Below are 21,819 nucleotides of genomic sequence, written 5' to 3' on the forward strand. Positions count from 1 at the left end.
GACGGTCGGGCCGGTACAGAACTGCAGCTGGAAGCCGTGCGGTGCCTGTCGCCGAGGTTGAGAATTACGACACCATCATCGTCGGGACCCGGACCCGTTGCGGGCGGATGACCTCGCAGATGGCAGCCTTTCTCGACCAGGCCGGCGGCCTGCGGAGGCAAGGCGCGCACCCCATCGCCAGCCGAACCAGAATGCCCGGGAGCGGACGTTCCCGGCGTCTGAGAAGGGCCACTTTTGACCGTTCAGTGGCTCGCCGCGAATGTCGCAGTCGGTTCGCCAGCCGACGCTGCCCGCCCCGTCCGCGAATGCCCGGTTCCGGGCAAGGGGTACATCCGCTCCGCGCGCGAGGCCGTCCTCAGGCGGCCAAACGCCCTGGCGGGCCGAAATCGCTGGCACGTCGGCAGTGGCGAGCGGTTCGATAGTCGCCGGTCACGCACGAAATCGATCATGCGCCGTCAGCCGCAGGGTCAGCGGCTCGGCGTCTGCCCAGCCATAGATGTCGGTGCGGAGATAGCGGAGCTCCTCGTCATGGAGCTCTTCGTCGATTTCGATCCACCAGGCCCGGGGCCTTCCGTCACTCCCATCCGACCATCGATAGCCGCGCCCCTTGAGGTGATCCTTCATGTCGAAGGGTGCATTTTCCGCGTAGATGCGGATTCTGCTGCGCGCGCTCGATCGCAACAGCTCGGAGAACGGTCGCGTTCCGCTGGCTCCCACCGGTCTCGCCAGGACCTCCAGGAGGGCATTGCAGTCATCCGTTGCGCGGTGGCCCTCGTGGAACAGCCCGGACTGACCGACGAGATATCCGAGCTTGTTGCCTTCAAAGCCCAGGTCCGCCCAGCGAATTTCCGTGACGGAGCAGGCCCAGGCTTTTGACGCGAAGGCTGGCGACAGCCGCTCGCAGAACGGGCGATCGAACCCGGCATTATGGGCGATGACGAGATCGGCAGGTTCGATGAATGCATCGAGCGCCGCGATATCGATGTCGTGACCGGCGACCATCTCGTCGGTGATGCCCGTCAGCCGCGTGATCTCCGCGGGGATGGGCACCGATGGCTGGCGCAAGCCGCTATAGATGCCGACAACATCCCCGACCGCGCCCTCATCGTCATAGGTGAAAGCAACGGCGCCAATTTCGATGATCTCGTCCCGGGCATGCTGCAGGCCCGTCGTCTCCGTATCGACCAGCAGCGCGAGGTGCGGGAAGGCGCTCTGCGCGCGCGGGACGATAGGGCGAGGCACGAGCTTGCGCAGCACCTTGAAACGGCCGGTCTGCTCCAGCCTTTGGGCAGCCGCTTCGTCATCGCCGCCGGGCGACAGCGGCACGGTATCCGGCTTGCGCTTTCTCGGCACCGGTCGTGGCGTCTGCCGGTATCCCGGCGCGTTGTCGAACAGATCAAATTGGGAGGATGCCATCTTCATGCCGCGACTCTAGCCGTCTTCTTCGCCGCCGACTGCCCACCAGTCGTTCACCAGGATACAAAACCTGGTGACAGCGAGCCATCGGGCCTCGCAAGACCCGGTTCAATGTCCACCGCTTTGACCTTCGTCCGGCACGGACAAGGAGAGCAACGGCTTGCCGGCGCCCAGCGGCCCTTCCCGCTCCGTGCCCGTGCCTATCGGGGAAAGCCGGCGATCATCGACGGCTCCTGGCAACCGCTTGAGATCGTGAAGAACTGAGCGCCACCCGAGTGATCGGTGGGTTTCAAGGAATGGCGACCTTCAGCTGTGGGGGGTGTCGGGCCGGAAGACAGCGGCCTTGCGAGGCGTGGCGGTCGGCCGTTCGATCGCGAGGGTCACGTCCGGCGCCTCCTGCCCCATATGCAGATCGACGAGGCTGGCATTCAGCGCTCTGTCGGCTGCAGTCTGGCGGTAATTGAAACGCAGATAATCGTGCCAGGTGGGCGTGTGGAAGGACTCGGTCCAGACTGCGGTATTGCGCAGATTGCGCGTCAGAATCCATCTGCGGGCGCCGTTGCGCCCTTGGGCACGCCGGCGCTGCAGCATCAAGGCAAGAAAGTTCTCAATCTGGTCGGCGGCGATCTGATACTCGATCTTGACGGCAATCGGACCGCTGCGTGGCTTCAGATCGAGGTTGATGGCGGGCGCCTCGAAGGTCTCGTGCGTCGAAACATCGGAATCCTTGCGCTGATGGATGGGCAGGAGCAACCCGAGAACGGCGACGCCAAGAGAGGCTGCGCTCGACGCCTGCAGGGCAAAACTCAGGGAATAGCTCTCGGTGACCATCCCCCACAGCCAGCTCCCGGCGGCGAGCCCGAATGAGGTGAGCGCGTAATACAGCGAAATCGTCCGGCCGACGACCCAACGGGGGCTCGCCCATTGCACGCTGATGCTCAGGCCCGACCATCCCAGGACCCATCCGGCGCCGCCGAGCATGAGCGCAACCGCCGCGACAGCCGGGGTTTTCGTCAGCGAAAGACTGATCGTGCATGTCGCGCAGGCGAGGCAAGCGAGCTTCAGCAGCTGTTCGTCCGACAATTTTCGCCTGAGCGCCGTCGAGGTCAGGCCCGCCAGCAACGCTCCCGCGCCGAAGCCGGCCATGAGGGTGCCATAGGCAACGGCTCCCTGCTTGAGCTGATCACGGACCACCAGCGGGAGGAGTGCGAGGATGGCGATGCCCGCGAGCCCGAACAGGAAGCCGCGTGCCATCGCCGTCTTGATCTCCGAAGACAGCGACGTGAAGCGAATTCCGTCGGAGATCGCCGTCAGCATCGCTTCGGGTGGCAGCCTCGAGGCGGGAACTTTCCACCTGGAGCGCCAGACCACGATCAGCGGCGCGAGATGGCCCAGCGTGTACAGGCAAAACGCCGTCAGGGGGCCAAAAGTCGCGAGAATGATGCCCCCGAGCGCTGGCCCCACGCTGCGCACGGTGTTGAACCCGACGGATGTCAGCGTCACGGCCGCGGCGAGATCCTTTCGATCGACGATATCGCCCACGGATGCTTGCCAGGCCGGGTCGTTGAAGGCGATGCCGCAGCCCGCGAGGAAGCTGAAGAACAGGATGATCCAGGGGTTGATCATGCCGAGCGCGACGAGGATCGTCAGCGCGGCAGCGGTCACGGCCATCAGGGACCGCGCCATCAGCATCACCTTGCGCCGATTGAAATTGTCGACGATGGCCCCGGCGAAAATCGACAGAATGAAAGCGGGCAGGTTCGTCGCGGCCTGAACCAAGGCCACCATGACGCTGGAGGGCGTGATGGTCGCCATCAGCCAGCTCATGGCGATGGTCTGGATCAGCCATCCCAACCCCGAGATCAGCCCGGCCAGCCAGATGGCCCGGAACGTCAGGTTGTTGAGAGGCGCAAACGGCCCCGTGCCTGCCGCAGGCTTCTTCACATCCATGACCCGGCTCATTCCCGACGTCTGCTTCTGGGGCGCCGGCGTTGATTCCGAGCGTAAGGCCCGAATCTTACGTCACGATTCCTGTTTGGAAAGCGCCAAGAACGCAGGTTGCACCATCGTTCAGCGATGGAGGTCGGCTGTGCGGCGTCACGGTCCCGGCAGTCGCAAGGCGCCGGAAACCGACGCTGGCCCATCGTTGCCCCCGTTGCGCCGGGGCCTCATCGGCCGGCGACACTTTCCCGGAAGGTCTGAACCGCCTCAGCGGCAAGGGTGTTGATGGATTTGGAGCCATCGCTCATCAGGCGAACGATGATGCCACCAAGTCTTGCTTTCGCAGCATCTGCCTCGTCGCCGATGAGGCGGTTGTCGCGGCTGACGGCATCCCAGGCACGCGCCTGGATCGACTCGGCAACCAGCAGCTCCTTCGAATTGAGCACCCCGGGGAAGCGGAAATTAACAGTCGACATCGGCAGGTCTCGATCGCTCCAAGATGACGCCCTTACGGTCGGGGGCGCACGAGCAGATCGATTCCGACGCGGACGAACTGCAAGGCGCAACCAGCCTGGGCGGCGACCAAACGCTCAATCGGGCAAAGAGTTCCCGCGCGTGAGCATGGATCGGCGATCGACATCCTCTCGCTGCGGGTGAATCGGACCGGGTATCGTATCCGCCCCGATGATCTAACCATCTGTGATTGCATCGCTTTGCCCCGAAAACCGCAATCCGCTTTTCGGGCCGATGTTCTAGCGAGAGAGTTCGCCGCTTGCCGTGGATTGCGCTGGTTTCCGGCGGCGCGATGCAAAATCGATCGCCTCCTCACCGCGTCATGCGAAGCGAGCCACCACCCTCTTCAACCGAGCCCGAGAGGCTCGCCTCCTGACCAGAAAGGCGGGCAACGACCCGTTCACGCGAGTACAGCGTGACATTGCCTCCTGAGAAGCTCCAGAGGTTGACGGATTGCAGCGGAGATCCGGCACAACCACTCACGGAGGCCTTGTAGAGGTCGATCGAGGACGTGGTGGAGAGCTGGATCCTGCAGACCTTTCCGCTGGCATCCACAGCTCGCCAGGCCCCGGCGTAGGCTGATGGGCTGGATGCGGGTGGAATCGCCTGCGAGGCAGAGGGCTGGTTTGTCGCAAGCCTTCGAGCAGGCTGCGGTCGCTCTTCGATCACCTCTCCCTCCCGGGGAAGCTCGCCGTCCTCATAAGGCTCCGGAGCGGAATCAGGCCCCGAGGCAACAGGGTCTGGCGGTGGTCCAACCACGACGCGTCCGGCGGGAGGTGCGACATCGGTCTGGAAGGAATCCATGCCGCCGTCATCGAAATAGGGTTCCGTCTCGACACCGTTATAGGGCGGCGCATCCCAAGGCGCAGCGTAACCAGGTGCTGGGCCATAGACGCTGCGCGTCCCCCACGGGCCGGTCCGGTAGCCAGTCGAATTGCAGGCCGTCAGAAAGACTGAGGATGCAGCAATCATGATGCGTCGCAGCTTCATCGAATACCTCCGCGCTTGAAGCGACCATGCATCCCGGCGCGCCGCCCAGGCGCCCAGACCACAGCTGACGATATCAGCGAACCGCTGAACACTTTCGTTTCAGAGCCGCCGCTCAGGCAACAGGCAGCACAAGCGGCTCTGCCTTGCCGTCGATACCGATCTGATCCGCCGGCCAAACGGGGCCGAGGAAAGACATCCAATTCGTCCCAACCGGCAAAAATCGGTCCCTTGAGAAGCCATCGTCACGGCATGAAGCGACCGGCCGAGCGTGCGAAGCGCAAGGCGTCGGTGGCCGCATTCAATTCCGTGTCCAAGGCCGGATCCCAGGATCAGACAGGCCGATCGGGCGGTTGCTGCTCTGACCGGCTCGCAAGAGAGTGCCCTTGTCGCTACAGTTCGATCCATGGCGAAGCAGGTCGCGAGGGCAAGAATGTCGCGCAGTTTCTCAGGGTCCCTGACCGGCCTTGCAGTCGCTGTCGTGGCCGCCATCTCATTTCCGGCCGCATCCCAGGGGCAGGAACCGTCTCTAGCCGGTCAAATGAAGAGCTTGATCGCCATCCTGCGGGTCACCGCGTTCCGGCCTGAATGGAAGCTCCATCCCGATGAGTACGCGGCGAACGGCGTCTCGCAGTTTTTCCCGACCGATCCGACGGCCGAATACACGTGCCTGGAAAGTGGCTGCTACGCGTTTGGCTCGATCGAAGCCCCTTTCAATATAGCGATCACCCATGGGCCCGATGGATCGCTCTCGGCGAATTTTATCCTGAAGGAAACCGATCCGGCCAAAATGAACAGGGCCGACCAGTTTCAGATCACACCGCTTTCCTACCTTGGCACAGCGTGTTTCTCGGTCGCCGCTGCCAATTATCTACATAAATCAAAGCTGCATTTAGATCCGGACACGCTATCGAAAGAGGTTGATTCGATTTTTGTTGAAATGGAAACCAAGAATAATACTCAGGATTTCCAGCGCGGGATCATCGGCGGGTTAAAATTATCGTTCCCCAAGTATCGCGTAACGCTTGATCTTGCCAGCGAGAGGCCAAACGTAAGTTGCGCGATCCTTTATGATGCCGAGGGTAGCATCAGCGAACTCGATTCAGTGGCAACCGAAGTCGCGGGCCCCAACGCTGCACGGTAGTGCCAACACGGAAACGCGCGACCTGCGCGGCCAGAGGCCACTTCGCGCAAATCAGCGATGCCCCCGAAACGCAGCATAGGCCGAGATGACCGACAGGTGCCTGTGGCGCCGGACGAGCGCGATTGCGCACGCCCGGGCTGCATGACGGCCTGCCTCGCTATCGACGCTTGAACGCGTCCATGAGGGCGGCACCCAGAGAACCCTGGCTTTCCTTCTGTGGTGTCCGCGCCGGCCCTCCCCGGCCGGAGTTGCCGTCGCGAGTACCCTGGCCGCCGCGCGCATCCTGGTGCGCGTTCTCACGCGGCCCCTTCGAACCGTCGGCGCCAACGTCGCTGCGCATGGAGAGCGAGATGCGCTTGCGCTTGATGTCGACCTCCAGGACACGCACCTTCACGACGTCGCCGACCTTCACCACCTCATGCGCGTCCTTCACGAAGCGCTCGGCAAGCTGCGAGACATGGACGAGCCCATCCTGGTGGACGCCGATGTCGACGAAGGCGCCGAAGGCGGCAACATTCGTCACCGTGCCCTCCAGCGTCATCCCGATTTCGAGGTCCTTCATGTCGTCGATGCCATCAGCGAAGGCCGCGGTCTTGAAGGCAGGACGTGGGTCGCGGCCCGGCTTGTCGAGTTCGGCGATGATGTCGCGGACAGTCGGCAGTCCGAAGCGATCGTCGACGAAGCTGCGAGGATCGAGCCTGGACAGCACAGCGCTGTCACCCATCAGGGAGCGCAGGTCGCGCCCGCAAGCGGCGACGATCTTGCGGGCGACGCCATAGGCTTCCGGATGCACCGATGAGGCGTCGAGCGGCTCCGAGCCATCCCGGATGCGCAGGAACCCGGCGCATTGCTCGAAGGTCCGAGGTCCGAGCCTGGCAACGGAGAGCAACTGGCGGCGGGTGCCGAACGGTCCGTTGGCATCGCGATGCGCGACGATGGCTTCGGCAAGCGCAGCGCCGAGCCCCGATACCCGCGCCAGCAGCGAGGCCGAGGCGGTGTTGAGGTCGACCCCGACTGCGTTCACGGCATCCTCGACCATGGCGTCGAGCGCGCGGGCGAGATGATACTGATCGACGTCGTGCTGATACTGGCCGACGCCGATGGATTTCGGATCGATCTTGACGAGTTCGGCCAGCGGGTCCTGCAGGCGCCTTGCGATCGAAACTGCGCCGCGCAGCGTGACGTCGAGGCCGGGAAACTCGGCGGCGGCCTGTTCCGAGGCCGAATAGACCGAGGCGCCGGCCTCCGATACGACCACCTTGATCGGCTTGGGCGGCGGCAGATCGCCCAGCAGCTCCGCGACCAGCTTCTCGGTCTCGCGACTGCCGGTCCCGTTGCCGATGGAGACGAGTTCCACGCCATGCCTGCGGATGAGGCTCGCAAGCTCGGCCTGCGTGCCGCGAACATCGTTCCTCGGCTGGAATGGATAGACGGTCGTGGTGGCAAGCAGCTTGCCGGTGCCGTCGACCACCGCCACCTTCACGCCAGTCCGGATGCCCGGATCGAGCCCCATGGTCGTCTTTGAGCCGGCCGGTGCGGCCAGAAGCAGGTTCTTGAGGTTGCGGGCGAAGACATTGATCGCCTCGGCTTCCGCCTTCATCCGCAGATCGGTCATCAGGTCCACCGAGAGGTGAAGCGACAGCTTCGCCCGCCAGGTCCAGCCGACGACCTCCATCAGCCAGGCGTCGCCCGGCAACCTGTCGCCGATCGCGTAGGTGTCGGCGATCATGCGCGTCACCGGCTTGACCGGGCGCGGATCCTCCCTGTCGGCCTCGATGTCGAGCGTCAGGATGTCCTCGTTGCGCCCCCGCAGCATGGCCAACGCACGATGGCTCGGCACATTGGCCCAGCGCTCGACGTGATCGAAATAGTCAGAGAATTTGGCACCCGCCTCCTCCTTCCCTCCGATCACGCGCGCGCGCAACTCGGCCTTTTGGTGGAGATAGCCGCGCAAACGACCGAGCAGCTCAGCATTCTGGGCGAACTGCTCCGAGAGAATGTCCCGGGCACCGTCCAGCGCGCTCTTGGTGTCAGGCACGTCGTCGGTGAGATAGGCCCCCGCCAGCTCGGTCGGCACCGCACGGCGATTGGCAAGGATCGCCTCGGCGAGTGGCCCGAGGCCGCGCTCACGCGCAATCTCCGCCTTGTTGCGGCGCTTGGGCTTGAAGGGAAGATAAATGTCCTCCAGCTCTGCCTTGGTCGTGGCGGCAGCGATCGAGGCCTCGAGATCAGGCGTCAGCTTCTCCTGCTGGCGAATGGCCCCGAGAATGGCGCCGCGCCGGCCTTCCAGCTCGCGCAGATAGATCAGCCGTTCTCCGAGCTGGCGCAGCTGCGTGTCGTCCAGTCCCCCGGTGGCCTCCTTGCGATAGCGCGCGATGAAGGGAATCGTCGCCCCCTCGTCGATCAATGCAATGGCGGCGGCGGCCTGCGGCAGGCGCGCGCCGATCTCGGTGGCAATGCGGGAGGCGATGGCGGCGTTGTCAGACATTCAAAAACACTGGAACCGTTGCTGGAACAGAGATGATGGTCGGCGGCTATTCAGGTGATCGAATTTTGTAGTTTAGAGCATGCTGAGTGCGAAAAACCGTTGCCACTTTTTCGCAGCATGCTCTCGGCAATGCGGCTTTATTGCATCCGCACCGGGCGTGCCTCATTCATAGCACCGCTCTCGACCGCCTCCACCCCGCAACGACGGTCACACCGGAAACCGGCAAGCTCCGCCGAAGGCCAGCCGGCGCTCTCTACCTGACAAAGACATTCCGGGAGCCGGGCTCGCCTCCAGAACCGGGACGCGCCGAAGCCCGCATTCGCTTTAGGACGCTCCGCCCTCCTCCGGCTGAAAGCGCGGGCTGCCATAGGGATAGTAGTCCTTCAGCGTGAGGTTCTCGTAGGGCAGAGCTTCGAGATGCACCGTGCCCATGAAGGGCTTGGGCGGCTCGACCAGGAGAATCGTCGGCGCGAAACCGCTGTCGTCGAAACCCCGGCGGAAATGCACGCGGGACTTGATCGCGATGACATCGAATTCCGCGGGCTCGAAACCGAGCTCCCAGAGTTCCGACGGCTCGATGATCTGGACCAGATAGGGGCTCAAGACCAGCACATTGCCGTTGCCGAAGCTCACGCAGAGCGTCTCGCTGCCCATGCCGCGTCGGTTCGTGGCCGAGCGGATATCGCGGATCGTGCCGGTGATGCGCACGGGCTCCCCGGCCGATTCATCGAACAACCCGCCGATCTCCGCGTCGAACGCGTCGCCCGGCCGGGCGCCGGCCGCCAGCACGGCACGAATGGCCTCAGGCGAGGCAATGGTGGCGATCAGGGTGCGTTCGAGCTTCTGCGCGAGGATCTCCTGCAGCAGCCAGGTGGCATAGCCCGAGCGATCGCTGTAATCGGCGAGCACGACCGGCGCCCTGCCCGCCGTCACGGCCTCGCGGGCGAGAGCGACGCCCTGCGCCATCTCGTGGATCTTCACGGTCTCGAGCAGCGCCTTGCGCCGGCGCCAGGTCCAGTCGGCCATGTCCCGGATCACGCGCTCGGCGAGCTCCGCGTCGTCATCGGTCAGGACCTGAAGGCCCATCCCGGCATCGGGAACGTCCGACCAGGGAAAACCGAAGAAGACATTGACGAAGACGTCCGGCTCGCGCGCCTCCCAGATCAGCGCCCGCTGGATCAGATCGGACCAGGGCGAGGCGCCGGTCCACATCACGACCGTGGGGGCGATGATCGGGATCCGCAGCGACCGGTGCACCGGCTTGAAGCTGCCGCGGATCGCCCTGACCAGCATGCGCGCCGCGCGCTCGCCCTGCAGGTGCATGTCGTAATGGGGGAAGTATTTGACGCAGAAGGCCATGTCGGCCTGCTGCAGAAAAGCTTCGTCCTCATTGCCATGGGGATCGAATGTCGAGGAGATGAAGACCTCCCGGCCCACGACCTCGCGGACGCGCCTTGCGATATCGGCCTCGGGACGCGGCACGCCGCGCACCGCCAGCGCGCCGTGAAGCGCCAGATAGACGCCGTGCAGCGTCCCCTGCGCCCGCAATTCCTCGATCATGACGCCGAGGAAATGCTCGTACGCATCCTGCGTGACCCAGCCCGACCCCGTGCCGGTGCGCGGCCAGAGCGGCGAGGTGATGCCGATCAGCTCGACATCGTCATGCTCGCGCGCAACCTGGACGAAGCCGCCCATATAGCCCTTCGGATCGGTCGCAAGCAGCGCCTCGCCGCCGGCCGGCGAGCCGGGATAGATGAAGTCGTCCAAGGTGGTGTCATTGGGGAGGAAGGTGACCGTCTCATGGGCGAACTGGAGAACGGCGATACGGATCGGCTTGGACATCATGCTCGTTTCACGTCGTAGAATTGCGCGAAGCCAATACGCATCCCGGCCAATCCGCGATAGGCCGTTTTCTCGTAATAGGCGCCGAGCGGGATATAGGGCACCTCGACGAAGAACTGCTTCTGGATTTCGGCGCAGATCGCTTTTTGGGCGGGGATATCCTTGGCCGCGAACCAGTCGAGGCGCAGCTCTTCCAGGCGCGGCGATTTCGGCCAGCCGAACCAGGCCTGGTCGCCATTGCCACGGATGCCGAGCTGGCTGGCGGGATCGAAATTATTGGTGCCGTTCAGATAGGTGAAGAAGATGTTCCAGCCGCCCTTGTCGATGGGCTGTTTGCTGGCGCGGCGCTGAACAACGCTGCCCCAGTCGGTCGAGACCAGGTCCACGTTCATCCCGCATTTCTGCAGCGCGTCCGCCGCCACCATCGCCAGCGCATGGGTCGAGGGATAATCGGTCGGGTCAAGCAGCACGATGCGCTCACCCTTGTAACCGGCGGCCGCAAGCTCGCGCCTGACCGCCGCGAAATCCCGCTTGCCGACCAGAACCTCCGTTCCGGCCGTGGTCGCGAGCGGCGTGTCCGGGCTGAACACGCCGACATGGTCCTTCCACATCGAGCGTTCCTCGCCGGCGACCGCCGTCATGAACTCGCTCTGGTCGATGGCGCCAAGCAGCGCGCGTCGGATCGCGGGATTATCGAACGGCGGGAGGAGACTGTTGAAGCGCAGGCAGCCGATGCCGCCGGCCGGATCAAGGCCTTCGACCTTCACGCCGGTCTTGGCTCGAAGCACCCCCAGCAGATCCGGTGTCGGGTTCTGCCACCAGTCGATCTCGCCGGTGCTGAGGGCGTTCGCCGCCGTCGACGGGTCGGGCATGATGCGCCACTCAACCCGGTCGAAGAACACGGTCTTGGGGCCGGCAGTGAAGGTGGCGGAGCCATCCGGCCGGGGCACATAGCCTGCAAATCTCTCATAGACCGCCAATGCGCCCGGCACCCGCTCGTCGGCCTTGAAGCGGTACGGGCCGCTGCCGACCATCTCCGTCACCTGCTTGTTGGGGTCGGTCAGCGCCAGCCGTTCCGGCATGATGCAGGGCATCGAGGTCCCGGTCTTGCCTAGCGCTGCCGGAAGCAGCGGGAACGGCCGCTTCAGGCGGAATTTCACGACGCGGTCGGATTCGGCCGACAGTTCGTCCGTCGCATCCATCAAGGCCCGGCCGAAGGCATCGCGGGCGGAAAAACGACGGATGCTCGGCACCACGTCCTGTGCCCGCACCGGCTCGCCATCATGAAAGCGCAGGCCCTCGCGCAAGGTCAGTCGCCAGGTCTTGCCGTCATCCTCGATCGTATGGCCCGCCACCATCTGGGGCTCGAAACCATAATCGGCGTTCTGGCCATAGAGCGTATCGAAGACGAGATAGCCGTGATTGCGCGTCACCGTCGCCGTGGTCCAGACCGGATCGACGATCGCGACATCCGCCTCGGGAACGAATTTCAGGACTTTTGCCGGCTGCGCGAGGCTGGGCCTTGCGATCGCTGAGACGGCGGCGCCCGCGGCAGCGCCCAGAAATGTCCGACGCTTCATGCTTGAGACCTTCCGTATCCAGCAGCGCTGCGATGTCGGCAGACCGATCCTAGAGCGCCGGAAAGAACGCGTGCAAGGCGCGCAGCGCAAAGCGGCCCTCGCGAACCCGCCATAGTTTGTGCAACTGCTCGTTCGGTAGACCGAGCCCGAGCCTCCCGCACTCGGGATGGCGTCCTTGTCGGGGTTGCCGCCCCAGCCGGCTGCCGTGCCGGCGGCGCAGCACACTGACCTTCGCCCAGCCGACCACGTTCTGCTCGACCAGCGCCCGCGCGACAGGACGATGCGTTATTTAACATCTTAATTATGCAACCTCTCCGTGGCATCGACGGCAAATCCCGTATTGCCGCGAGAGTTCCGCTGCCCTAGTTGTCGCGGCTGGCATGCGGTGCGGCGGCGACTCAGTCCTCTCCGCGGCGCCGGGGGGTGGATGATGGGAGTGCACAGGGCGGCCGGCGTGAGGCGCGGAGCGCGAGCGCCGCTCGCCATCCTGCGACTGATCGAAGATGCGGCTCGTGGCCGGCAACAATCCGGCCTGCAGGCATGCGGACACACGCGGCCGGGCCGCCGCGCTGCGTCCTTCCCGGCGACCGCGGCGCTGTCTCTCGTCACCTGGCTCGCCGGCCAGCCGCTGGGAGCTTCGGCGCAAACGCCGTCCGTGACGGTGACGGGCGATGTTTCGCCTCTTCCATCGCCCAATCCGCTGCCGCATTGGACTCCGGGCGGCCTCCTCAACATCGGTCAAACAGGCACTGGCGCGCTGACCATTGCCGGCGGCGGCACCGTCAGCGTGGGCTCCGAGGATGTCCGCCTCGGCGCGGCCGTCGGCGGTATTGGCTCAGTCAGCATGACGGGGACTGGGTCATCCCTCAGCGGCAGTGGACGACTTGATGTTGGACACAATGGCACTGGCTCGCTGCTTATAGAGGCAGGAGGGACTGTCTCGTTTGGTTTCGTTGTCATAGGCAACGCTGGCGGCCTCTCCCATCGTGCAGCGGGCTCTGTGATGGTCACAGGGGCCGGATCGTCCCTGATCAGCAGCGGCAACTCGGCCTTGTACGTCGGCGGTATCGGCGACGGGACGCTCACCATTCAGGACGGAGGCACGGTTTCCGTTCGGGGTGGCGGGGGCACCCTTCTGGTCGCGTCAGATGGCACTTATGGCGGTACAGGCACATTGAACATTGGTGCCGCGTCCGGCCAAGCGGCGGCGGCGGTCGGGAGCCTTCTCGCGGCTGAAGTCGCATTCGGCGCAGCCACGGGACGCATTGTCTTCAACCATACCTCTACGGCCTACACGTTCGCGCCCAAGATCACAGGCGCCGGCGCGCTTCTTATCGAGGCCGGGGTCACCATCCTGACAGGGACGAATACCTATAGCGGCGGGACGAACATCAACGGAGGCGTTCTGTCGATAAGCCGCGACGCCAATCTCGGTGCGGTATCAGGGGGGCTGACCCTCAACGGTGGCACGCTCAGAACCACCGGCAGCTTCACCTCGGCGCGGGATGTGATGTTGAGCGCAGCCGGCGGCACGATCGACGCCAGCGGCGTGTTGACCCTTTCGGGTCAGATTTCCGGCCCGGGCTCTCTCCTTGTGAACGGCCCCGGCACCCTGTCGCTGACCGGAGCGCACAATGTCATCGGGGGCGCGTTCACCCTCAGCGGCAGCGCGAGCCCGACGCTCGAGATCAAGGGCGGTTCGCTCACGGTCGGCGATCCGACCGGCTGGGCAATGGGCTGGAACGAAGTGTCGAGCGGCCTGCTCCGGGTCAGCAATGGCGGAACGCTGAAGCTGGTGGACCCGATGGGGTATCTGGCGATCAAATCCGCCATGGAGGTTTCGGGGGCAAATTCCAGCGTCACCAATGAGGGCTACACGGATGTGGGCGGTCCTGCTGCCGCGACCCTGACCATCAGCGGCGGCGGCGTGATGAACAGCAAGGCGGGCGCGCTCATCGAGGGGCATGGGACCTCGTCGACCGTCAGCGTGACCGGCGCCGGCTCGGTCTGGAATGTCGAGCAGCACATGTTCATCGGCTCCAAATGGTCCAATGGAACCGGCGCGCTCGTCGTATCCGACGGTGGCGTCGTCAATCTGAACGGCAGCCTCTATTACGATTCCGATGCCGGGCTGGGCCTCGCCAGCGCCAATGTGACGGTCACCGGCGCCGGCTCCCAGCTGAACGTGGTCGACGGCCTCTATGTCGGCTATGGCTGCGGCTGCGGCGCCACCACCGCCATGCTCACCGCTGCGGATGGGGGCCTGGTCAAGGCCGGCTGGGTGGAGATCAGCGATACCTCCGTGCTCAATCTCGGCACCGGCGGGCGCGCGGGCGCGATCGACACGCCCGGAATCCTGAATGACGGCGCCATCGTCGCGGATTTTGTCGATACCGCCACGCTCGCCGCAAACATCTCGGGCACGGGGACGCTGACCAAGCAGGGCTCCGGCCGGCTCATTCTGACGGGGAAGAACAGCTATACCGGGGCGACCTCGGTGCTGTCTGGCCTGCTCACGGTCAACGGTTCGCTGACGGGCTCCACCATCACCCTGTCTGGTGGTTCTCTGGGTGGTTCGGGCACGGTCGGGAGCGTCATTGCCGGCAATGCCGGCACAGTCGCGCCGGGCAATTCGATCGGCACGCTGAGCGTCGCCGGCAACATCTCCTTCGCTCCCGGCTCGACCTATCAGCTCGAGGTCAATGCCGCCGGCCAGTCCGACAGGATCGCCGCCACCGGGACCGCGACCGTGTCGGGAGGAACGGTGCAGCTTCTGGCGGAACAAGGCGGGTATGGCGCCTCGACGCGCTACACCATCCTGACGGCGCAGGGCGGGGTCTTCGGCCAGTTCGCCGCGGTGACCTCCAATTTTGCCTTCCTGACCCCAAGCCTGGCCTATGGCGCCAATGAGGTGGCGCTGACGCTCGATCGCAACGCGATCGCCTTTCCGCAGGTCGCCCTGACCCGTAACCAGGCCGGAGCTGCCGGAGCAGCCGAAGCGCTGGGCGCCGGCAACCGTGTCTACGATGCGCTGCTCACGGCAAGCGTCGCGGATGCCCGCGCCGGTTTCGACGCGCTCTCGGGCGAGGCTCACGCGCAAGCGGTCAGCGTCGCGATCGAGGACAGCCACCTCATTCGCGAATCCATCCTCACCCGGCTGCGCTGGCCCTTGGCCGGCGGCACGACCGGCGGCACCGTCAATGGTGCCTTCAGTGCCGACGCGCCCGGTAGATCGGCCGGCACGACCCTGCCGGCGCCGGGCCTCGCCATGGAACGCTTCACGCTTTGGGGCGAGGCGATCGGGGCGCAGGGACGCGGGGATAGCGACCGCAACGCGGCTTCGCTCGACCGGCGCGGCGGTGGCATGCTGTTCGGCGCCGAGCTCAACTCGAGCTGGACCGACGCTCGGCAATGGCGCCTCGGCATCGCCGGCGGCTATACGCGCAGCGATTTCGATGTCGATGGGCGCCGCTCGAGCGGAGAGCTGGGCAGCGCCCATGGCGCGCTTTATGGCGGCATGCGTTTCGGGGCGGTCTCGCTGCGGGCCGGCGCGGCCTATGCGTGGAGCGATCTCGACGTGACGCGCCGGGTGACACTGCCCGGGATCTCCGATGCGCTGCGCTTCGACGGCCGCAGCGCGACCGCCCAGGCCTTCGCCGAGATCGGCTACGCCCTGCCCTACGGCCCGGTTTCGTTCGAGCCCTTCGCGCAGCTCGCCGCCATCACCGTCCGCACCAGCCGCGACGCCGAGACAGGTGGCCCGACCGCATTGCAGGTCCTCGGCCGGGATCAGCGCCTCGGCTTCTCGACGCTCGGCCTGCGGGCCGAGATGCAGTTGGGCGCGACGCCGCTGCTGGCCCGCGGCATGCTCGGCTGGCGCCATGCCTTTGGCGACACGACACCCGCGGCCAGGCTCGCCTTCATCGGCGCAGCAACGCCGTTTCAGACTTACGCCGCCCCGCTTGCCCGCAACGCCCTGGTGGCCGAGGCCGGGCTCGCCTGGCGCGCAACCGCGACCACCACGCTCGGCGTGAGCTACAGCGCCGCGATCAGCGAGAACGCCCGCGATCATGCCCTCAAGGGCAGGATCGACGTCAGGTTCTAAAGCATCGGCCAGAGAGCTGGATTGCGGCTTTCGGAAACGCCGAAGCAATATCCGGTCCGATGATCCAGATGTGAGCTCTCAAGAGGGTGTTCCTCTGGTCCGGAGCGAGGACGCCGCGGTTGCGAAGCGTCAGGTTCCGTCCGAGGAGGACCGGAACGGCGGACGAGCGCCGTGCCGGTTTCTCCATGCGGCCAACGGCAAGAGCGGGTGGAACGTTACCGCTGCTTGCCGGGCCAGACGGACGGGGCTGATGCCGTCTACGATGCAGGCTGCGCCTGCGGGATCGACCACTTGCCGTTCAGGATCTCTGCCCGAGGGCGGTAGAGCCGGAACGTGTAGTTCCACCCCTGCGTGATCGGCAGGCAATTCGCGATCTTGCCGTCGCAGCCGCCGAACTGGATGTCGATGGCGCCATCGGCGCTCTTCTTGCCGGTGATGCTGTTGACCGAATAGGCGTCGTAATCGTTCTTCTGGAAGAAGCCCTTGTCGTTATAGACGCTGATCGACCAGAACGAGTCGACGGGGACATCCTTGACCTTGAGCTTGTAAACCGTCGTGCCGTCATTCTTGGCCGGCGTGAACGAGGGGTAGGATGCGTCCTTGTCGGGGTTGCCGCCCCAGCCGGCTGCCGTGCCGATCAGGTGCTTGACCGGATCGACCTTGCCCTTCGGGCCGAAGGCGTTGGTGAAGCTGCCGGATGCCGCCGACAGCGCTTCGAGCGCGTCACGGATCTTCTTCTGTTGAGCCAGGTCCCAGTTCGGGGCCTCGAACTTGCCGACCGACTTCTGCTCAACCTTCAGCGCATCCTGCAATGCGTGAACCTGCGCGAGGTCCTTGCTGTCGTTGGGATCGACCAGGATACGGACCGCAGCGAACACATAGCGGGTGCCGACCTTGTCCCTGGTCAGCGTCGTGCGGCCGGGCTTGTAGACCACCATCGGGGTGTAATGGTCTTCGCTGATGATCTGCATCGAGATGAAACGCTTCCCGGCATCGGGAAGGGTGATGGTCACCGGGCCGGCATCGAGATCGAAGAGCGCCTGGGAATAGAGCGTATCCCGGTTCATCCGGACCACGGGCTGCTTATCGATCGGCGTCGGCGTCCTGCTATGGGCGAATTTGCCGAGGCCGCCGTCGGCAACCGTCTTTGCCATATAGAAATCGGTCTCGGCTCGCTTGAAATTGTCGACGTTCACCGGAACCGTCTGCGAATACGCCGCGCATGGCGCGAGAACCAGGAAACTCAGGCTGTAGATCGACGTCATTCGCATAGAACGGCACCTCATTGGCGTATCTGAATCATGTGCTCATTAGAGCAAGACCGAACGGGTCTTGCGTCCGCGCTTCGGCTTATCGCCAGCTGGGGGGCGGCGAAGCTCGTGATCTGCCCCGCCAGGACTGTCGTCGCGGCATTTCGTGCATGGGCCGCCTGCCCGTCTTGCCATTTCGCGCCAATCGCGACCGGTCTTCTTCACCGGCTGCGGCAACGCGGATCTGGTCGCGCCGATCCCGATGATGGCGCGGAAGGCGGCGCCTGCGCTGGACGATGTCGCATCAGGCCGGTGCCGCGGGAGCGCCGGCCCATTCGGTCTGCGCCGGGATCGTCTCGCCCTTCATCACGATGGTGAGCAGGCCGAGCCGGGCGTGGTCGGCGACATGGGTGTCGTAGAGGACCGTGGTCAGCCCGCCAAGAACGCAGCCGCGGCCGATCTCGATGCGGCCGACCTTCATCACCCGGTCCTCGAAGAGATGGGTCTGGAGGTTGGCGGTCGCGTTGATCGCGGCATAGTCGCCGATGCTGACGCAGTCGAACTCGGTGATATCCGTCGAGTCGAGATAGACGCCCTGGCCGATCTTGACGCCGAAGAGGCGCAGCACCCAGGGCAGCATCGGCGTGCCGCGTAGCGCATTGAGCAGGATCGAGCCGGCGGTGCCCCAGTAGAGCGTCGTCATCGCCTCGGTGCGCAGCGCCCACCAGGACCAGAGGCCGCGATTGCCGGGCCGATAGACGCCCATCACCAGCCATTTCATCACGAGCACGGCTGTCGCCAGCGCAATCGAGGTGCCGACTGCGCAGGCGACGAGGACCGGGGCGAACTCGCCCCAGCTCTGGGCATTTTCGAGGGCTGGGAAGAGGACAAGCTCGGCCGTGATCGTGCCGAGCGTGATGAACATCATCGTCGGCATCGAGGCGCTGAACAGCTCGAGGACGGCGCGCAGGATGCGGCGCCAGACCGGAGGACGGAAGGTCTTGGCGATGTCGGCATCGTCGAAGCGCTGGCGCGAGGGCAGCAGGATCGGCGGGCTGCCGAAGCGGGTCTCGCCGGGCTGCATCGCCACGTCGGCGGGCGGCTTCGACTTGATGCCGAGCAGCGAGCCCGTCGGCAGGAAGGCGCCGGGCGGGACCACCGCGTCATTGCCGATGAAGACCCGGTCGCCGGTGCGCACGGGCTTTGCGGTCATCCAGCCGCGGCGGACATCCTCGTCGCCGAGCACGACCTCGTCGGCGACGAAGCAATGCTCGCCGATCTCGATCATGTCGAAGCGGCCGCCGAAATTGGTGGCGATCTCGGTGTCCTTGCCGATCCGGGCGCCCATCATGCGGTACCAGAGCCGCATGTAGACGGTGGAGAACAGCGAGGACAGGCTCTGGAGCATCACGTCCGAGGCCAGCCCCACAGTCCATTTGCGCAGGCCGTAGCCGGAGGCGATGGCATGCGTGCCCTCGACCGAGCGCGGCATCACGAGCCAGCGGATCGCGGTGACGAGCAGGACGGTGGCGAACATCAGCACCATCGCGGTCGGCCAGGCGAGGACCGGCAGGACCCAGCGATAGTCGATGCCGACCAGCTCCTGCAGCGGCCCGTCGAAACGGTCGAGAATGAAGAAGGCCGGGAAGATCGGCAGCAGCGCCAGCGCCGGCATCACCAGAAGCACGGCGGCGAAGAAGATGGTCTGCAGCGCCCTGACAGGCACGGAGGGCTGCAGGGCGTGCTGGGGCCAGGACGCGGGATCGACCTTGCCGGTGCGATGGCCGGGCGAACCGTCCCAGAGCTCGAAGGCGCCGACGCGGCTGCCGGCGGCGAGCGCGGTCAGATCGGCGAGCTCGGCGCCCTCCCCGATCACCGTGTCATGGCCGATGGCGCAGGAGGTGCCGATATAGGCGTCCTTGCCGATCGCGATCGTGCCGATCACCAGCTCGTTGCCGATCACCTCGGCATTGGCGAGGCTGAGCTTGCCGCCGAGCGTGACGTCGTCGCCGATCTCGATCAGGTCGATCGCGCCAGCCTCGAAGCCGCTGACGAAGACGCCCTTGCCGACCCGGGCGCCAAGCAGACGCATGGCGACCCTGGCCAGCGGCGTGCCCTGCATCAGGTTGAGATGCACCATCCCGGTGAACTGGCGGGCGAGCCACCAGCGGAAGAAATAGACGCCCCAGAGCGGATAGCGGCCCGGTGTCGTGCGCCAGAGCACCAGGCGCTTGCCGAGGATGCCGGCGATCATCACCGAGAGCGTGACGAGCGCGTAGATGCCCATCATCATCAGGATCTCGCGCAGCTCGACGCGCCCGTCGACCGTGATCAGCTCGTAGATGACGTAGATCGTCAGCCAGGGGCCGGTCAGCGCCAGCAGCAGCACCGGCATGCAGGCGAGCTGCGCCAGCCCGCAGAACACGCGGCGCTGCAGCGGCGGCGGCGTGAAGGAGAGATCGCGCACGGGGCGGCCGATATCGGCCTGCCTGCGCTCATCGAGCCGGGCGGCGATCGCGCGCAGGGTGCGCAGGCTGTAGACATCCTCCAGCGTGATGCTCGGCAGAGCGGGATTGGCACGCACGCCGGCAAGGAAGGTGGCGGCCAGCAGCGAATGGCCGCCGAGATCGGCGAAGAAATCGGCCTCGAACCCGATCGTCTGGCCCGGGAAGAGCGGCCTGGCGGCGTCGAGAAGCGCGGCTTCGGTCGCGCTACGGGGCTCCTCCTGTTCCTCGGCGGAGGCCACCATCGTCAGCGTCGCCGCCTTCAGCGCCTTGCGGTCGGCCTTGCCCGAGGTCAGGCGCGGCAGGCTCGCCATCTCCTCGAAATGCGAGGGCAGCATATAGGGCGGCAGGGTCTCCTTCAGGGCAGCGCGCACGGCCGCGCGGTCGAAGGCGGTCGCCGCATCCGTCACCACGAAGGCGACGAGCCGGTCGATGCCGTCATCGCGGCGCAGCACCACGGTCGCCTGCGCGATGCCGGGCAGGTCGCAGAGCCTGGCCTCGATCTCGCCGAGTTCGAGGCGGAAGCCGCGCAGCTTGACCTGATCGTCGATGCGGCCGTGGAAGAGGATCTTGCCCTTGTCCGAAATGCTGACCGCGTCGCCCGAGCGGTAGAGCACCGGGTCGGTGCCGTCGCCGCCGAAGGGATTGGCGATGAACTTCTCGGCGGTGAGCTCGGGACGGCCGAGATAGCCCGCGGCGACGCCGGGGCCGCCGATCAGGAGTTCGCCCTCGGTGCCGGGGCCGACGATCGCCATCTGCTCGTCGACGACATAGCAGGTGTAGTTCGGGATCGGCAGGCCGATCGTCACCGCCTCGTCCGGCGTGACCTCGTCGACGGTGGCGACGACGGTCGCCTCGGTCGGTCCGTAGGAGTTGAAGACCTTGCGGCCCGGGCGGCACCAGCGCTGGCGAACGGCGGGCGGACAGGCCTCGCCGCCGAGGATGATGATGCGCAGGCTCGGAATATCCTGCGGCATCATCGCGAGCAGCGTCGGCACGGTGTCGAGCACGGTGATGCCGGCATCGGACATCAAGGCGGGCAGGCGTTCGACCTCGCCCAGCACCTGCGCCGAGGCGACCCAGAGCGTCGCTCCGACGAGATAGGGGACGAAGATCTCCTCCAGCGAGAGATCGAAGGCGACCGAGGCGCCCTGGAAGGAGACGTCGTCAGCCGCCATGCCATAGACATGGTTCGACGAGCGCAGATAGTGGCAGATGTTGCTGTGCGCGATGACGATGCCCTTGGGCTTGCCGGTCGAGCCCGAGGTGTAGATCGCATAGGCCGGGCTCGCCGGCGTCACGCCCTCCTTGCGCGGATCGACCGGCGGGGCGTCAGTCCCGGCGGCGATCAGGTCGCGGCAGCGCATTGCCTGGGCGGGCAGCTCCCGGTCGAGCTTCGCGCCGGTGGCGTCGTCCACGACGATGAGCCTTGCCTCGCAATCGGCGAGGCATTCACCGATGCGCTCGGGCGGGGCGTCGGCGTCGAAGGGGATATAGGCCGCGCCGGCCTTGAGGATGCCGAGCAGCGCGACATGCAGGTCGAGCGAGCGCGACATCCAGAGCCCGACAAAGGCCCCTGCCCCGACGCCGCGCGCCCGCAGCGCGCGCGCCACCTTGTCGGCGCGTGCGTCGAGCTCGGCATAGGTGACGCGCTCGCCTCCGAAGATGATGGCGATGTGTTCCGGCGTCCGCCGGACGGATGCCTCGAAGATCTCGCCGAGCAGTTCGTCGCGCAGGAGCGAGGGCTCCACGGCGCCCACGAGTTTTCCGGCACCGCGCCCGACGATGGCATGCATGATCCGCTTCCCCCAGCCAGACCGCAGCACGGCTGAACCGCCTGTGCGAGACCGGGGTTTGCTAGCGGTGAGAGATGTAGATTGCGTTAGGACATTGCAAAGTGTTGTTCCCGCCCAGCCCCACGAACGCTGGGTCAACGCCAGCAGGCTCTTCAGGCTCAGGCGTGGAGAGCGCAAGCCTGACTGCGGCGATCGCTCACGACGCCGGGGACGGCACTCCAGATCGTCGGACCGGACAGCGTATCCGGACCGA

12 protein-coding genes and 1 pseudogene are annotated in these 21,819 nt (G+C 65.7%); 4 read left to right on the top strand and 9 right to left on the bottom strand.

Annotated features, from left to right (window positions below; all coding sequences use genetic code 11):
* Positions 1-35: 35 nt before the first annotated feature.
* A pseudogene (locus tag BIWAKO_RS36890) lies at positions 36-167 on the top strand (NAD(P)H:quinone oxidoreductase); the annotation flags it as partial.
* A gap of 262 nt (positions 168-429) precedes the next feature.
* Here BIWAKO_RS36890 and BIWAKO_RS29230 read toward each other — a convergent pair.
* Positions 430-1,416, bottom strand: a complete 987-nt coding sequence (locus BIWAKO_RS29230) for a 3'-5' exonuclease (RefSeq protein ID WP_371332227.1) — start codon at positions 1,414-1,416, stop codon at positions 430-432.
* Between the two features lie 111 nt (positions 1,417-1,527).
* Here BIWAKO_RS29230 and BIWAKO_RS36155 point away from each other — a divergent pair, with 111 nt between their 5' ends.
* Positions 1,528-1,680, top strand: coding sequence for a hypothetical protein (locus BIWAKO_RS36155; RefSeq protein WP_176733433.1), 153 nt, complete (start codon positions 1,528-1,530; stop codon positions 1,678-1,680).
* A 42-nt stretch (positions 1,681-1,722) separates the two neighbouring features.
* Here BIWAKO_RS36155 and BIWAKO_RS29235 read toward each other — a convergent pair whose 3' ends face one another.
* The 3 genes from BIWAKO_RS29235 to BIWAKO_RS29245 form a co-directional block, all read right to left on the bottom strand.
* Positions 1,723-3,378 carry an MFS transporter gene (locus tag BIWAKO_RS29235; protein ID WP_069881629.1) on the bottom strand — a complete coding sequence of 552 codons (1,656 nt, stop codon included), beginning with the start codon at positions 3,376-3,378 and terminating at the stop codon, positions 1,723-1,725.
* A gap of 206 nt (positions 3,379-3,584) precedes the next feature.
* On the bottom strand, positions 3,585-3,833 hold the full coding sequence (locus BIWAKO_RS29240; RefSeq protein WP_069881630.1) for a hypothetical protein: 249 nt from the start codon (positions 3,831-3,833) through the stop codon (positions 3,585-3,587).
* 349 nt (positions 3,834-4,182) lie between these two features.
* A complete protein-coding gene (locus BIWAKO_RS29245; RefSeq protein WP_069881631.1) occupies positions 4,183-4,860 on the bottom strand; it encodes an AprI/Inh family metalloprotease inhibitor in 678 nt (225 codons plus the stop codon).
* Positions 4,861-5,290: 430 nt separating this feature from the next.
* Here BIWAKO_RS29245 and BIWAKO_RS29250 point away from each other — a divergent pair, with 430 nt between their 5' ends.
* Positions 5,291-6,001 (top strand): hypothetical protein, encoded by a 711-nt coding sequence (locus BIWAKO_RS29250; protein ID WP_141740282.1) that lies wholly within the window; start codon positions 5,291-5,293, stop codon positions 5,999-6,001.
* 157 nt (positions 6,002-6,158) lie between these two features.
* On the opposite strand, the gene BIWAKO_RS29255 is transcribed toward BIWAKO_RS29250, so the two are convergent.
* The 3 genes from BIWAKO_RS29255 to BIWAKO_RS29265 form a co-directional block, all read right to left on the bottom strand.
* On the bottom strand, positions 6,159-8,489 hold the full coding sequence (locus tag BIWAKO_RS29255) for a Tex family protein (RefSeq protein WP_069881633.1): 2,331 nt from the start codon (positions 8,487-8,489) through the stop codon (positions 6,159-6,161).
* A gap of 324 nt (positions 8,490-8,813) precedes the next feature.
* Positions 8,814-10,319 carry a M81 family metallopeptidase gene (locus BIWAKO_RS29260; protein ID WP_084652375.1) on the bottom strand — a complete coding sequence of 502 codons (1,506 nt, stop codon included), beginning with the start codon at positions 10,317-10,319 and terminating at the stop codon, positions 8,814-8,816.
* A gap of 11 nt (positions 10,320-10,330) precedes the next feature.
* A complete protein-coding gene (locus tag BIWAKO_RS29265; RefSeq protein ID WP_069881635.1) occupies positions 10,331-11,911 on the bottom strand; it encodes an ABC transporter substrate-binding protein in 1,581 nt (526 codons plus the stop codon).
* Between the two features lie 430 nt (positions 11,912-12,341).
* Here BIWAKO_RS29265 and BIWAKO_RS29270 point away from each other — a divergent pair, with 430 nt between their 5' ends.
* Positions 12,342-16,016 (top strand): autotransporter outer membrane beta-barrel domain-containing protein, encoded by a 3,675-nt coding sequence (locus BIWAKO_RS29270; RefSeq protein ID WP_176733434.1) that lies wholly within the window; start codon positions 12,342-12,344, stop codon positions 16,014-16,016.
* Between the two features lie 257 nt (positions 16,017-16,273).
* Here BIWAKO_RS29270 and BIWAKO_RS29275 read toward each other — a convergent pair whose 3' ends face one another.
* Complete coding sequence (locus BIWAKO_RS29275; protein ID WP_201788720.1) at positions 16,274-17,281, bottom strand: DUF1254 domain-containing protein; 1,008 nt, start codon at positions 17,279-17,281, stop codon at positions 16,274-16,276.
* A gap of 289 nt (positions 17,282-17,570) precedes the next feature.
* On the bottom strand, positions 17,571-21,566 hold the full coding sequence (locus tag BIWAKO_RS29280; RefSeq protein ID WP_069881638.1) for a Pls/PosA family non-ribosomal peptide synthetase: 3,996 nt from the start codon (positions 21,564-21,566) through the stop codon (positions 17,571-17,573).
* Between the last annotated feature and the right edge of the window lie 253 nt (positions 21,567-21,819).

The organism is Bosea sp. BIWAKO-01 (genome assembly GCF_001748145.1).
In the GTDB taxonomy this organism is placed as follows: Bacteria; Pseudomonadota; Alphaproteobacteria; order Rhizobiales; family Beijerinckiaceae; genus Allobosea.